This window comes from Hyphomonas adhaerens MHS-3 (genome assembly GCF_000685235.1).
Taxonomy (GTDB): Bacteria; Pseudomonadota; Alphaproteobacteria; order Caulobacterales; family Hyphomonadaceae; genus Hyphomonas; species Hyphomonas adhaerens.
In genome coordinates this window covers 1,649,947-1,663,246 of sequence record NZ_ARYH01000001.1, presented here as the reverse complement: position 1 = coordinate 1,663,246, position 13,300 = coordinate 1,649,947, and the positions used below count along the sequence as shown (strand labels likewise).

The window sequence follows — 13,300 nt, the reverse complement described above, 5'->3', positions numbered from 1 at the left end:
ATCAAGTCCTGGATCAGGCCAGCGTGACGAAGGTCGCGATGACTTTCTTGCGGCCGGATTTCTCGAAATCGACCGTCAGCTTGTTGCCTTCGCTGAAGGCGACGCGGCCATAACCGAACTTGTCATGGAAAACCCGCTGGCCCTTCCTGAAGGCCTCCGGCCCGCCGCTGGTCGCGGTCAGGTCTGAGGCATCGCGCGGGGCGCCCGTGCTGCGGTATTTCGCCGAATTTTCCTTCAGCCGCTTCCAGCCGGGACTCTGGTAATTGCTGCGCTCGCCGAGATCCTCGATGGACCCTGTGAACGCGTCATCCCCGCCGGGCATGCCGGAATAGCCGGTTTCCGAAACAACTTCGACATTCTCATGCGGCAGCTCGTCCACAAAGCGGGACGGCATCACGCTCTGCCAGCGGCCATAGATCTGCCGGTTGGCCACGAACGAAATATAGGCCCGCTCGCGCGCACGGGTGATGCCGACATAGGCCAGCCGGCGCTCCTCTTCGAGGCCTTTCAGGCCGCTTTCGTCCAGGCTGCGCTTTGAGGGAAACACTTCCTCCTCCCAGCCGGGCAGGAAGACGACCGGCCATTCCAGGCCCTTGGCGCCGTGAAGTGTCAGGATCTGCACCTGATCCTCGTCCGCCCCGCCTGTGGAGGCATCCATGACCAGTTCGACATGCTCCAGGAAGCCGGGCAGCGTGTCGAATTCGCCCATGGCGCGGACCAGTTCCTTGAGGTTGTCCAGCCGCGTCTGCGCCTGCGGGCTGCGGTCCTTCTGCAGCATGTCGGTATAGCCGGACTCTTCGAGGATCACCTCGGCAAGCTCCGTATGCGGCATGCCATTGGCGAGACGGTCCCGCCACATGCTGATCTGGTCGATGAATTGGGTCAGGCCCCGCTTGGCCGCGCCTTTGATCTCGTCTGTCTGCAGCACCATGGGCGTCAGAACGAACAGGCTGCGCCCGTCTGCCCGCGCATAGGCCTGCAGCTTGGCCAGCGTCGTGTTGCCGACGCCGCGCTTCGGCTGGTTCACCACACGCTCAAAGGCAAGGTCATCATCCGGCGAGCGGATCAGGCGCAGATAGGCCATCGCATCGCGGATCTCGGCGCGCTCGAAAAAGCGCGGGCCGCCGATCACGCGATACGGAATGCCCAGCAGGATGAAGCGTTCCTCGAACGCCCGCATCTGCCACGAGGCCCGAACCAGAACGGCGCACTCGTCGTGCTTGCCGCCACTGCGGACCCAGCTTTCGATATCGTCTGCGATCAGACGGCTTTCGGCTTCGCCATCCCACAGGCCGCGTACCTTCACCTTGGCCGCATCGACATTCTCGATCGCATTGTCGTCGCCGACATAAAGTGTCTTGCCGAGGCGCCCGCGATTGTGCGCGATGACGGATGAGGCGGCCGCAAGAATGTGTTTCGTGGAGCGGTAATTGCGCTCCAGCCGGATCACCTTCGCGCCGGGAAAGTCCTTCTCGAAGCGCAGGATGTTATCCACTTCCGCGCCGCGCCAGCCATAGATGGACTGGTCGTCGTCGCCGACGCAACAGATGTTCTGCGAGCCCTGCGCCAGCAGGCGCAGCCACAGATACTGGGCAACGTTCGTGTCCTGATATTCGTCTACCAGGATGTAGCGGAACTTGGACTGGAAATCCTTCAGCAGGTCCGGGTTCTGCTGGAAGATCGTGATATTGTGGATCAGCAGGTCGCCGAAATCGCAGGCGTTCAGCACTTTCAGGCGCGCCTGATAGATCTCGTAGCACTTGATGCCCTTGCCGTCGCCGAAATTGAAAGCCTCGTCGGCGGGCACGCGATCCGGTGTCAGGGCGCGGTTTTTCCAGCCATCGATCAGGCCAGCCAGGTAACGCGGCGTCCAGCGCTTGGGGTCGATATTCTCGGCGACAATGATCTGCTTGCACAGGCGCACCTGGTCGTCGGTATCGAGAATGGTAAAACTGGACTTGAGCCCGACAAGCTCTGCATGCTGGCGCAGGATCTGCGCGCTGATCGAGTGGAACGTGCCGAGCCAGCGCAGCCCCTCCCCCGCATCGCCAATCAGGCGCAGGGCCCGTTCGCGCATTTCCCGGGCGGCCTTGTTAGTGAAGGTCACAGTCAGCGTCTGCGACGGCCAGGCGAGACGCGAGCCGATGATATGGGCGAGGCGCGCTGTCAGCACACGGGTCTTGCCCGTGCCGGCCCCGGCGAGCACCAGAAGCGGGCCTTCCGTGGTCATCACGGCGTCACGCTGTTCCGGGTTCAGGCCATCCAGGTACGGCGCATCGCCCTTCGCGGCTGGCGGACGCGGCGCAGCCATCTGGCTGATCGAGAGACGATTCGGATTGGAACTCATCAGGAACATATAGCAGGGATTGGCCCTGTTGCTATGCGCCAGCCGTGCCGAAATGTCAGGCATGCTGTGCGAGCGCGGCATGCCCGGTTCGTGAAAAATGACCCCGCCACGGCGCGAGAGTGAGAAAAACGCCGGTGACAGGGCCAGAGTTGAGGGACGCGGGTATAAGGGGGCATCCCAAGGGAGGACGCCGGGCGCCTCGGTCCAGCAACCTGGCATCCCTTCCGGAAAACGTGGCATAGCCCGGCGGGCTCGCTCAAAAACGCAGGGTGCCCCACCCAGCCTTCTTCGCCACATCCGGAAGAAATGGCCGCTTGAAGGCCTGAGCGTCCGAACGCTACAGCCTTCAAGAAGCCATACTTTCCCGTTTACGGCAAGGCCGTATTCCCTCTTTAGTAGAGAGTTGCCAGCGCAGCGGCGTCATAGTCGCTGATTTCGCCGATGCGGCCTTCCTTCACCTTGGTCGCCCAGTGGGGGTCCTGCAGCAGGGCCCGGCCAACAGCAACGAGATCGAACTCGCCGCGTTCCAGGCGTTCTTCCAGGTCTTCCAGAGAGCGCTGGCCGGAGCCCTGCCCCTGGAACGCCGCGATGAAATCGCCCGACAGGCCGACAGAACCGACGGTGATGGTCGGCAGGCCGGTCAGTTTCTTGGCCCAGCCGGCGCCGTTCAGGCCGTTCTCGCCGTCAACTTCCGGGAATTCCGGTTCCCAGTAGCGGCGCTGGGAGACGTGCAGGCAGTCGACGCCTGCATCGACGAAGGTCTTCAGGAATTCTTCCAGTGCCTGCGGCGTGGTCGCGAGGCGCGCGGTGTATTCCTGCTGCTTCCACTGCGAATAGCGCAGGATGATCGCCATGTCCGGGCCGACCTTCTTGCGCACTTCGCGGATGATGTCGGCGCCGAACGTGGCCCGATCCTTCAGCGAGCCGCCATAACGGTCGGAGCGCTTGTTCATCACGTCCCAGAAGAATTCATCAATCAGGTAGCCATGCGCGCCGTGCAGCTCGACACAGTCGAAGCCGACTTTCTGCGCGTCCGCCGCCGCATCGGCAAAGGCCATGACCATGTCGTCGACTTCCGCCGACGTCGGTTCCGGCAGCACCTGCTTGCCGGTATGGGTCATGCCGGAGGGGCTGTCGGTCGGTGCATCCGGGTCAGGCCCGGTTCCGACCTTGCGGGTCAGGCCCTGGTGCCAGATCTGCGGCGCGATCTTGCCGTGATTGGCGTGCACTTTGTCGACAACGTTCTTCCAGCCGGCCAGGGCGTCGGCTTTGTGGAGGTTCGGCACGTTCGGATCGTTGGAGGCCCCGCCCCGGCGGACCGTCGTGCCTTCGGTGACGATCAGGCCCACGTCGGATGCCGCGCGGCGCGCATAATAGTCCGCCACATCCTCACCCGGGACACCGCCCGGCGATTTGGACCGGGTCATCGGCGCCATCACGATCCGGTTGGGCAATTCCATGTTTTTCAGTTTGAACGGGGTGAACAGCGGACTAGTCATTGGGCATACGCCTCCTCAGCAGGACTGCGGGACAGTTGGAGGCGGATGACGCCCCCGTCAAGAAGCGCAGATAGGGGACACCGGTAAAGGGTCGCTTGAGGAATGTTAACGGCGTACGTGCTGGCGCTCAGGCCGCATCCACACGGCACCCGCGCGAGCGCCACAGGCGCGCCTCCTTAAGGTAGGACCAGCCGAACGCCTCTTCCGAATCCCCGATCCGGTTCAACAGGTCCAGCCGTTCCAGCGCCTCATCCAGCGTCGGCTCATGGCCCGGCTCGATCCACCACATGACGAAGTGCATCTTGTCCATGACTTCGAACCATTCCTCACGCCGCTCGTAAAACTTGCGGTGCACGGTGTTCCAGACGAAATTCTCCAGCGTTTCCACCGACTCCCACACCGTCAGGTTGGATACGAATTGCGGATCTCCGCCGATCTTGGTCTCGGTATTCCCGGTGCCCGGCTCACCAGAACCTTCCATCATCCAGACAAACCCCGGCATCTGCTTGCCCATGCCATTGATCAGGTCCAGCGCGTTCATGAAGTCCGCAACGCGTGGATCGTCCGTTGGGGCGAGCAACCGGCCGATATTGAGCTCTGCGAGGTGGCGGGTCATATGGATCTCCTGTGTCGGGCTCGCTGATATTGGCCCGCCCCTCTTCCACCGCCAGAAGAAATCCGGCCGGCAACAGGTTTTTCGTCTGCCTGCCTGGATGTTAATCTGAGGTTCAGTCCGAAACCGCAGGAATAAGCCAGATATTTCAAGGATCACCCCGCATGCGCCGTTTCTTCTCTGCCTGCCTGCTGCTCGCCCTGCCCCTGATGGCCGCCTGCACCACGCCCGGTTACGACTACCGCGCCCGCATGGTGCCCACCTTTCCGGAGGCGGCGGCCTATCGCGACGTGCAGGTGGGCCAGTTCCGCGGCCCGGCGGGGGAAGTCGCAGAAGAAGAGTTTGCCCGCATGCTGGGCGATGTCGTGCTGGACGGCGCCTACTGGTTTGGCGTCGATGGCTCCGGCAGGCCGCAGGGCATTTACGAAGGCGTCGTCGAGATCGACAACTGGGAAGGCGAAACCCGCTTCGAGCGCAAACGCAAATGCGTGGAATATGATGCCCCGTTCGACTGCGAACACCGCGCCATAGTCGAAACCGAATGTACCGAAGAGACTGTTGAAGTGATCGTCACGGCACGCCTGATCGATACGGACACAGGCCGCATGATTTTCACCCACAACCAGGGCGGCGGCGCCAATCAGGAATCCTGTGTCGACATTCGCGAATACGAGGATGACGGCCGGGAGCTCGGCGTCTGGCGGGATCCGGTCCAATCAAGCTACGATCCGCGCGATGCCCCCTATGGCATGATCGTCGATGCCACCGTGGAAGCCGTCCGCCGCTTCCGCACCGATATCGCCCCGTATGACGCGACAATCCGTGCCGAGATCATGACGGAAGGCCTGATCCCGGAGGAGCAGAACGATCCGCGCTTTGAGGCGGCCGTGAAGGCCACCAAGCGGGGCGAGATGCTGGGCGCCTGTGCGCAATGGGATGAGCTGGGCCGCCAATGGCCGGACGCCCCGGCCGTGCTGCACAATCTCGGCGCCTGCGCCGAAGCGCGCGGCGACATGGAAACCGCCCAGCTGCGCTATGCCCGCGCAGCCGAACTGGCGAGCCGCATTCCCCTACTCAAAGACAAGAAGGCGCGTCCGATTTTCGATGCGTTGAAGCGCGTCTCCGGCCGGCGGATGGATGACACATTCCTGGACAATGTCACCCACGAGCCTGACTGGCCCATGCCGGAAGAAGACGAAACAGGTAGCTGAGCCCTACTGGCCGAGCAGGAGGTGGGACAGGGAGCCCTGGTATTCCGCGGCTTCCGCGATCAGGCCCCATGCGATGCCTGCACCGAACGATGCGGCACAAAAGACGAGTTTCTTTGCAATTCCGGCCATGTGGGTCCTCCCGGATTGGAACAGCGTTTCCAGGAGTGCTGCAAAGTGCGGGCCGCAGGCTCAGGCCGGATTAACCTTCCTGTTCGGGCGCGTCTTTCAGGCGGTGGCCCTCGGCCAGTCTGGACAGCTTGTCCTTGCGCGCCTTGTCCCGCTGTTTCTCGGCCTTTGTGCGGCCGAACTTCGCCCGGTTTTCCTTCGCCGTCTGTTCCTTCTCAACCTTCGCCTTAGCCTTGCGGAACTTGTTGAGATTAACGGGATCGCTCATCCTTTGTCCCCTATTCGAACGCTGCCAAGCGCGCATCGAGCCCGGCTTTCACCGCGGGCCACTCACTGGCAAGAATGGAGAAAACGACCGTGGACCGCAACACGCCGTTTGGCAGGATGCGATTGTCGCGCAGGATCCCCTCCTGAACGCCGCCCAGCTTTTTCACAGCCGCCTGGGAGCGCTTGTTTCGCTGGTCCACATTGAACTGGACCCGGACCGCCCCGCACGCAAAGGCATGCGCCAGAAGCAGGCGCTTGGTCGCGGCATTGACCTCCGTACCCTGAGCATCCGCCGTATACATCGTCATGCCGATTTCGACATTCCGTGAAAGGGCGTCCGGATTGATATAGGTGGATAGGCCTGCGAACTGCCCGTCCGGGCGCGAAATGCGGAACGGGATCAGTGTTCCCTCAGCCGTCCGCGCCTCGATATTGGCGAGCCAGGCGCCGACCCAGTCCGATGGCGGATTATAGTAGGGCCACGTCTCGATCCGGGGCCCCAGCGCGTCGGCCATGGCCCGCAGATCGTCCCCGTCGCGGGCCACATCGAACGGTACGAGGGTGACGTACCGGTCCGATAACTCATCGGCCCGAACGTCCATCCCCTACTCCTTGTGAGTTTCGCGCCACTGCTCCATGGCGAGCGAGATCGCAAAGGTCTCGCGGTATTTCGGGCTGGAGGCCGGGCGCGGCGGCTTGGCGGCGGTCATCGCCATGATCTCGGCCAGCTTGTTGTGCGCTGCGCCGGACTGGCCTGCGCCGATATAGGCGTGCAGTTCCACAAGCGCCGACGACAGCGGGTCATGCGCGCGGATCACGAAATAAGGCTCATCCGCCCCCAGCTTGTCGATCACGTCGAACTGGGACGGGTTGGCCTTCGAGCCGACGGGAGGATTTGCCATGATGATCAGGCCTTTCTTGGCGGGAGTGATTCTCTCGCGCAAGGATACAGCCTTACGGTGGCTTGCGTCAGTCCCCGAACTGAGACGCCTGTGGACTTGTCAGTGCCCGCTGCCGAAAGCGCCGGTGCGGACGGAATAGTCCACAGCGAGTTCGTAATCCGGGTCGTCATCGGAATCGACCATCAGCTGGCCGGCTTTCGCCAGCAGCTTGTGGCAGTCGCGGGACAGGTGGCGCAGGCGCAGCGTCTTGCCGAGCGCCTGATACTTCGCCGCCAGGTCCTCGATGGCCTGCAGGGCCGACTGGTCGACCACGCGGGAGCGCATGAAGTCCACGATCACGACGTCCGGATCGCTTTCCGGGTGGAACAGTTCGGCGAACTTGTCGGTCGACCCGAAGAAGAGCGGGCCCTCGATCTCATACACATGCGCGCCGGGCGTGCGGACACTGTCGCGCTCGATCACATGAATGCGGCGGGCATTGTTCCACGCATAGGCCAGCGCCGAGACGATGACTCCGACCACAACGGCCGTCGCCAGGTCGTAGGCCACGGTCACGCCGGTCACCAGCACGATCACCACCGCATCGGTCAGCGGGATGCGGGTCATGATGCGCAGGCTGTTCCAGGCAAAGGTGCCGATCACGACCATGAACATGACGCCGACCAGCGCGGCGAGCGGGATCTGCTCGATCAGGCTGGAGCCGACCAGGATGAAGGCCAGCAGGAACAAGGCCGCTGAGATGCCGGACACGCGCGTACGCCCGCCGGACTTCACGTTGATCATGGACTGCCCGATCATGGCGCAGCCGCCCATGCCGCCGAAGAATCCGGTGATCAGGTTGGCTGTGCCCTGCGCGACGCATTCCTGGCTCGCCCCGCCCCGCTTGTTGGTCATCTCGCCAACAAGGTTCAGCGTCAGCAGGCTCTCGATCAGGCCGATGGCCGCGAGGATCAGCGCGTAAGGCAGGATGATTTTCAGCGTTTCGGCCGTCAGCGGTACGCTCGGCACATGGAATTCCGGCAGGCCGCCCTTGATGGAGGCAAGGTCGCCGACGCGCGGCACATCGAGCCCGAAGCCGATCACCACCGCCGCGACGATGCCGATGCCGGCGAGCGGGGCCGGAATGATTTTCGTGATTTTCGGCAGGCCCCAGATGATCACCATGGTCAGGCCGACCAGTGCCAGCATCCAGACAAGCGGCATGCCGCTCAGCCATTGCCCGCCTGACATGCCATGCCCGGCGGCTTCCCCGCTCCCCGGCACCTGGAACTGTGTCAGCTGCGCCAGGAAGATCACGATGGCGAGGCCGTTGACGAAGCCCAGCATCACCGGGTGCGGCACAAGGCGGATAAACTTGCCCAGCCGGAAGATGCCCGCCAGCAGCTGAAGGATGCCCATCAGCACGACTGTCGCGAACAGGTATTCCACGCCATGTACCGCCACGAGGGAGACCATGACCACGGCCAAAGCGCCCGTCGCGCCGGAAATCATGCCCGGGCGGCCACCGATCAGGGCCGTCACAAGCCCGACAATGAAGGCTGCATAGAGGCCCACCAGCGGGTGCACATGGGCCACGAACGCGAAGGCCACGGCTTCCGGCACAAGCGCCAGTGCCACGGTCAGGCCGGCCAGAAGGTCGGTCTTTATCTGGGCGGGCGTGTAGGCTTTGAAATCGGGCTGCGAGAGGCCCTGCGCGCCAAGCCGGTCGGCGAACGCTGCAAAAGTCGATCTAACCACGGGAATATCGTCAGTTCTGTTTGAGGGAGCTGGCTTCAGGCGCCCCTATGGCCGCGTTCATGCTGCGGGGCAACACAAACGCGGCCAAAATGGCTGACTTTATGGCCCTGCCGGATCAGCTGGCGGAGACGATGCCGCCGTCGCACGGGATGGTGTGGCCGTTGATATAGGCCGACGCCTGGGACGACAGGAACATGGCGAGGCCGGCAATGTCTTCCGGCTTGCCGACGCGGCCCGACGGGCTGCGCGAGCCGATGGCATCCCAGTCCACGCCCTCGGTTTCGCCTTTATAGCCGACACCGGTGGACAGCATGTAGGTCGGGAACGGACCCGGCGCGATGCCGTTGACGAGGATGTTCTCCGCCGCCAGCTGAGACCCGATGAAGCGCGTCAGGTGGATCACGGCGGCCTTGGACGTGCCGTAGACATAGCCGCTCATCGGGCTGGTATGCATTCCGTCGATGGAGGCGATGTTGATGACGCGGGCCGGACTGTCGGCGCTGGCCGACTTGCGCAGCAGCGGCATCAGTTTCTGGGTCAGGAAGAAGACGCCCTTGACGTTGACGTCCATCACCTTGTCCCAGCCATGCTCCGGGAAATCGTCCAGCGAGGCGCCCCAGGCGACGCCTGCATTATTGATCAGCACGTCGACCTTCTCTTCGCGCTTGGCGATTTCGCCGGCGAGGTGCTCAATGCCCACCATCTGGCCGACATCGGACGGGATCGCATAGATCTCGCCGCCATACTCGCCTTTCAGGCGCTCAACGGTTTCTTCGCAGGCCTTTTCCTTGCGGGAGGAAATGATGACTTTCGCGCCATTGGCCAGGAACCCGGCGGCCAGCATTTCGCCAATCCCGCGCGACCCACCGGTGATAACGACCGTCTTGCCTTTGACCGAATACAAATTGCTGAAATCGATGCTCATATGGGTCTCCTCCTAAAAACAACCGGCCCCTCCGTGCAGGAGGGGCCGGTCATGGGCAAGGGAAAACTGATAATGACTACTCGTCTCGCACAAGAACACTGCCGTTCAGCGCCGAGGTCTTAGCTGCGATCTCAAGGCAAGCCATGGCCCAGATCGCATAATCACGGACTTCATCGTCGGGCGGTGGGACTTCAGGCAGTGCATCACCATTTATCGTGATCTCTTGTGTGTCCCAAGACGGCGGACCGTTTTTTATCAACGTCTCAAGGTCCTCGGCACCGACTTCCAGATAATCGCGCATTGCATCTAGGGCGAACGTGAGCGCAGCAGTCGTCGTGATGATCAAGTCCCGATCAATTGGATCTCGATCAGCACAGATTCTCGCTTCAAGTCCGGGCACGATCATATGGGATTCAAAAATCGCCATCGGGCCAAGATAGTAGTTCTGTGCAGCAGCCTCGCTCACTGCAGGGTGCGTTTCGATATTTCGGACCAGTTTCTTCGGACGTTCAAATTCGGGACGATGTGCGCAAGCGGCACACAACACCAAACTCGAGATTCCCTGCGCTGTAATCTGCCAGACCTCGTAAGGCGCATCTATACCCGTGAGCCATTCCTTCAATGCCCCCGCATTTGCTTCAACCCGGTGACGAAATGAAGCACATTCATGGGCAACATCACTTGCATTCAACCATCTCGGGCCGGCTCCAGAGTAGACGGTCTGAAAACCGATATTTTGCTCTCGGGCGAATCGGGCAGCAGGCGTTTCCCATTTACCGCTAAAATACCGCTCGAGAGATCCGCAGTAGAGGTCAACGCCCATCCGCCGCCCCCTACTTCGGATCCGGCCCGATCATTTTCTCCGGGCGCACGATGGCGTCGAAGTCTTCGGCCGGGATGCCGTCCTTGATGGCTTCCTCACGCAGCGTGGTGCCGTTCTTGTGGGCGGTCTTGGCGATCTTCGCGGCGCGGTCATAGCCGAACTTCTCTTTCAGCGGCGTCACCAGCATCAGCGAGTTCTTGAGGCCCTTCTCGATGTTCTCGAGGCGCGGCTCGATGCCGACAACGCAATTGTCGGTGAAGCTGATCGCGGCATCCGCCAGCAGGCGCACGGACTGCAGGAAGTTGTAGGACATCATCGGGTTGAACACGTTCAGCTCGAAATGGCCCTGGCTGCCGGCGAAGCCGATGGCGGCATTGTTGCCGTGGATGTGCGCGCAGACCTGGGTCAGCGCTTCGCACTGCGTCGGGTTCACCTTGCCCGGCATGATGGACGAACCGGGTTCGTTCTCCGGCAGGGCCAGCTCGCCAAGGCCCGAACGCGGACCGGAGCCGAGGAAGCGGATGTCGTTGGCGATCTTGAAGCAGGACATGGCAACCGTGTTGATCGCACCATGCGTCATCACCAGCGCGTCATGCGCGGCCAGCGCCTCGAACTTGTTCGGGGCGGATGTGAACGGCAGGCCGGTGATCTCGGCGATTTTCGACGCGACGAGATCGGCAAAGCCTTCCGGTGAGGCGAGACCCGTGCCGACGGCCGTGCCGCCCTGCGCCAGTTCCATCAGCATGGGCAGCGTCATCTCGATGCGGGCAATGCCGTTTTCGATCTGCTTGGCATAGCCGGAGAATTCCTGGCCGAGCGTGACCGGGGTTGCGTCCTGCGTATGGGTACGGCCGATCTTGATGATGTCCGCCCAGGCTTTCGCCTTGGCATCCAGCGCGGCGTGTAGGTGCTTCAGCGCCGGGATCAGGCGGTGCACGGTCTCTTCTGCGGCGGCGATATGCATGCCAGTCGGGAAACAATCGTTCGACGACTGGGACATGTTCACATGGTCGTTCGGGTGGACCGGCTTTTTCGAGCCCTTTTCGCCGCCCATGATCTCGATCGCACGATTCGAGATGACCTCGTTCGTGTTCATGTTGGACTGGGTGCCCGAGCCCGTCTGCCACACGACCAGCGGGAAATGATCGTTCAGCTTGCCGCCGATCACCTCATCGGCGACCTGCACGATCACCTTGCCGATTTCCGGGTCCATCTTGCCGAGATCCATGTTCGCCTGCGCGGCCGCCTTCTTGACGATGCCGAGGGCGCGGATCACCGGTTCCGGCTGCTTTTCCCAGCCGATCTTGAAGTTTCCGAGGCTGCGCTGGGCCTGGGCGCCCCAGTAGACATCATCGGCGACCTCGATGGGGCCCATCGTATCGGTTTCGGTGCGGGTATTGGCCATGGGGCTCAGCTCCTTGATCTGCTGGCAGCGGACTAGCCCCAAGCCGGGCCGCGATCAACTGTTCCCGCCGCCGCAGCGGAGGATTTCGCCCGGATCGCCGCCTCCCTGCCCCCTCGCGCTGCCCTGCGGCTTCGGCTAAGGAGGGAGGCGCCTGCCACCATGGCCCGCAAGCACGGAAAGACCGGCATGGAAGCCTATCTCGACAAGATCCTTCAGCCAGAGGTCCTGTTCACCCTGTTTGCGGCATACATTCTGGGCCGGATGACCGCAGGCCGGCGCGCGCGGGACAACGGCCTCTCGCCCACCCCGCCAACGCCGAAAGAGATCAAGGCCGCGCTGGACCGCGTGACCATGTCGAAATGGCTCGAAATCGATGCCGAACTCGATGCGCGCAAGAAGATCCGCGCCATCAAGCTGCTGCGCAACGCGACCGGCCTCGGCCTGAAGGATTCCAAGCACGCCATCGAGGAACGCGAGCGCAAACGCGACCTGAGGCTGCATTGAGCGCGGACTGGGTCAAATCAGGGAAGGTTCAGGCGCGCATCACCGAGGATGGCGCGCTGGAAGTGCGTTGCACGGGCCTCACCACGCAGACGAAATACTACAAGACGCTGCTGAAGGAGTTCTTCCGCAAGGAATTTCCGCCGCTACGGCCCGGCTATGGCGATTATTCCGTCCACATCATGATGGAATATACCGGCGACCCGCCCTGGATGGACCTCGACAATCTCGCCAAGGCCTTGCTCGACAGCCTCACCGGCAATGTCTTCGACGACGACCATCAGGTCGCCCGCCTGCTGGTCGAACGCCGGCAGGCGGAACGCGAAGGCATCTGGCTGCTCGCCGAAGCGATGGGCTGAGGCTCAGAACGGGTTCAGCGTGTAGCCTTGCTGTTGCAGCAGGGCGTGCGTCGACATGGCCGACAGGCCGATGGTCACGCCCGGCAGCAGGTCTTCCTGGGCGATGTCCCGCATGGCGGACGTCTGCCCGCACAGCTCGATCGTCGCCCCCGCCGCCAGCAGTTCGGCAATCAGGCCGGCATTCGGATTGGGCGCGCCGCGGGCCTCGTCCGTCAGCAGGTCTGCACTCGCCGCGCCATGCACGATCAGCGCGACATGCAGATTCTCCGGGTCGACGCCTGCAGCGGCATGCATGTTCAGGAACCGGGCCGGCGTTTCCAGGCTGCGGCTGATGGTATCTTCCGGCCCGGCCTTGCCGATGTCGAACGCCACTTTCATCACCGTATCGGCCGGCAGCTCCGCCCCCTCGATCATGGCGACCTTGCCATAGTCCGGCACCACCGTGCCCGGCTGGAACGCCTCCGGCCCTGCCAGCGCGGGCATGGCAAGGGTAAACAGGGCGGCGGCGCAAACGGCGATACGGGTCATGGAAACTCTCCTCTTGATAAGCTGACCCTACGCCTGCCCGGCGGCGCCGTCGAGGCG

The 13,300-nt window shown here is 62.8% G+C and carries 15 protein-coding genes; 3 read left to right on the top strand and 12 right to left on the bottom strand.

From position 1 onward, the window contains the following. Positions 1-13 precede the first annotated feature (13 nt). The 3 genes from HAD_RS08210 to HAD_RS08200 form a co-directional block, all read right to left on the bottom strand. Positions 14-2,356 carry a UvrD-helicase domain-containing protein gene (locus HAD_RS08210; RefSeq protein ID WP_035571896.1) on the bottom strand — a complete coding sequence of 781 codons (2,343 nt, stop codon included), beginning with the start codon at positions 2,354-2,356 and terminating at the stop codon, positions 14-16. 383 nt (positions 2,357-2,739) lie between these two features. Then, positions 2,740-3,846, bottom strand: a complete 1,107-nt coding sequence (locus HAD_RS08205; RefSeq protein ID WP_035570444.1) for an NADH:flavin oxidoreductase — start codon at positions 3,844-3,846, stop codon at positions 2,740-2,742. A gap of 127 nt (positions 3,847-3,973) precedes the next feature. Then, on the bottom strand, positions 3,974-4,462 hold the full coding sequence (locus HAD_RS08200; RefSeq protein WP_035570443.1) for a DUF3291 domain-containing protein: 489 nt from the start codon (positions 4,460-4,462) through the stop codon (positions 3,974-3,976). Between the two features lie 161 nt (positions 4,463-4,623). Here HAD_RS08200 and HAD_RS08195 point away from each other — a divergent pair, with 161 nt between their 5' ends. Next, positions 4,624-5,670 (top strand): hypothetical protein, encoded by a 1,047-nt coding sequence (locus tag HAD_RS08195; protein ID WP_035570442.1) that lies wholly within the window; start codon positions 4,624-4,626, stop codon positions 5,668-5,670. A 3-nt stretch (positions 5,671-5,673) separates the two neighbouring features. Here the strand turns inward: HAD_RS08195 and HAD_RS18825 are convergent, their stop codons facing one another. From HAD_RS18825 to fumC, 8 genes are all read right to left on the bottom strand, one after another. After that, positions 5,674-5,799, bottom strand: a complete 126-nt coding sequence (locus tag HAD_RS18825) for a hypothetical protein (protein WP_272987743.1) — start codon at positions 5,797-5,799, stop codon at positions 5,674-5,676. 70 nt (positions 5,800-5,869) lie between these two features. Next, the gene (locus HAD_RS08190; RefSeq protein WP_035570441.1) at positions 5,870-6,064 is read right to left on the bottom strand and encodes a DUF4169 family protein; all 195 of its coding nucleotides are present in this window, start codon (positions 6,062-6,064) and stop codon (positions 5,870-5,872) included. Positions 6,065-6,074: 10 nt separating this feature from the next. Then, complete coding sequence (locus tag HAD_RS08185; protein ID WP_035570439.1) at positions 6,075-6,665, bottom strand: GNAT family N-acetyltransferase; 591 nt, start codon at positions 6,663-6,665, stop codon at positions 6,075-6,077. Between the two features lie 3 nt (positions 6,666-6,668). Then, the gene (locus HAD_RS08180) at positions 6,669-6,965 is read right to left on the bottom strand and encodes a hypothetical protein (RefSeq protein ID WP_035571894.1); all 297 of its coding nucleotides are present in this window, start codon (positions 6,963-6,965) and stop codon (positions 6,669-6,671) included. 99 nt (positions 6,966-7,064) lie between these two features. Then, positions 7,065-8,702 carry a SulP family inorganic anion transporter gene (locus HAD_RS08175; protein WP_035570438.1) on the bottom strand — a complete coding sequence of 546 codons (1,638 nt, stop codon included), beginning with the start codon at positions 8,700-8,702 and terminating at the stop codon, positions 7,065-7,067. 115 nt (positions 8,703-8,817) lie between these two features. Continuing rightward, the gene (locus HAD_RS08170) at positions 8,818-9,627 is read right to left on the bottom strand and encodes an SDR family oxidoreductase (protein WP_199285845.1); all 810 of its coding nucleotides are present in this window, start codon (positions 9,625-9,627) and stop codon (positions 8,818-8,820) included. Positions 9,628-9,703: 76 nt separating this feature from the next. Beyond that, positions 9,704-10,450, bottom strand: coding sequence for a hypothetical protein (locus HAD_RS08165; protein WP_035570437.1), 747 nt, complete (start codon positions 10,448-10,450; stop codon positions 9,704-9,706). Positions 10,451-10,460: 10 nt separating this feature from the next. Continuing rightward, entirely contained in the window at positions 10,461-11,855 is a 1,395-nt protein-coding gene (gene fumC, locus HAD_RS08160; RefSeq protein ID WP_035570436.1) for a class II fumarate hydratase, read from the bottom strand. Between the two features lie 159 nt (positions 11,856-12,014). Here fumC and HAD_RS18780 point away from each other — a divergent pair, with 159 nt between their 5' ends. Then, complete coding sequence (locus HAD_RS18780) at positions 12,015-12,359, top strand: ribosomal protein L7/L12 (RefSeq protein ID WP_035570435.1); 345 nt, start codon at positions 12,015-12,017, stop codon at positions 12,357-12,359. Then, positions 12,356-12,715: a RusA family crossover junction endodeoxyribonuclease gene (locus tag HAD_RS08150; RefSeq protein ID WP_035570434.1), complete on the top strand. Its 360-nt coding sequence runs from the start codon at positions 12,356-12,358 to the stop codon at positions 12,713-12,715. The genes HAD_RS18780 and HAD_RS08150 overlap by 4 nt, the downstream gene beginning before the upstream one ends. Positions 12,716-12,718: 3 nt before the next feature. On the opposite strand, the gene HAD_RS08145 is transcribed toward HAD_RS08150, so the two are convergent. Then, a complete protein-coding gene (locus HAD_RS08145) occupies positions 12,719-13,243 on the bottom strand; it encodes a DsrE family protein (RefSeq protein ID WP_035570430.1) in 525 nt (174 codons plus the stop codon). Positions 13,244-13,300: the final 57 nt, after the last annotated feature.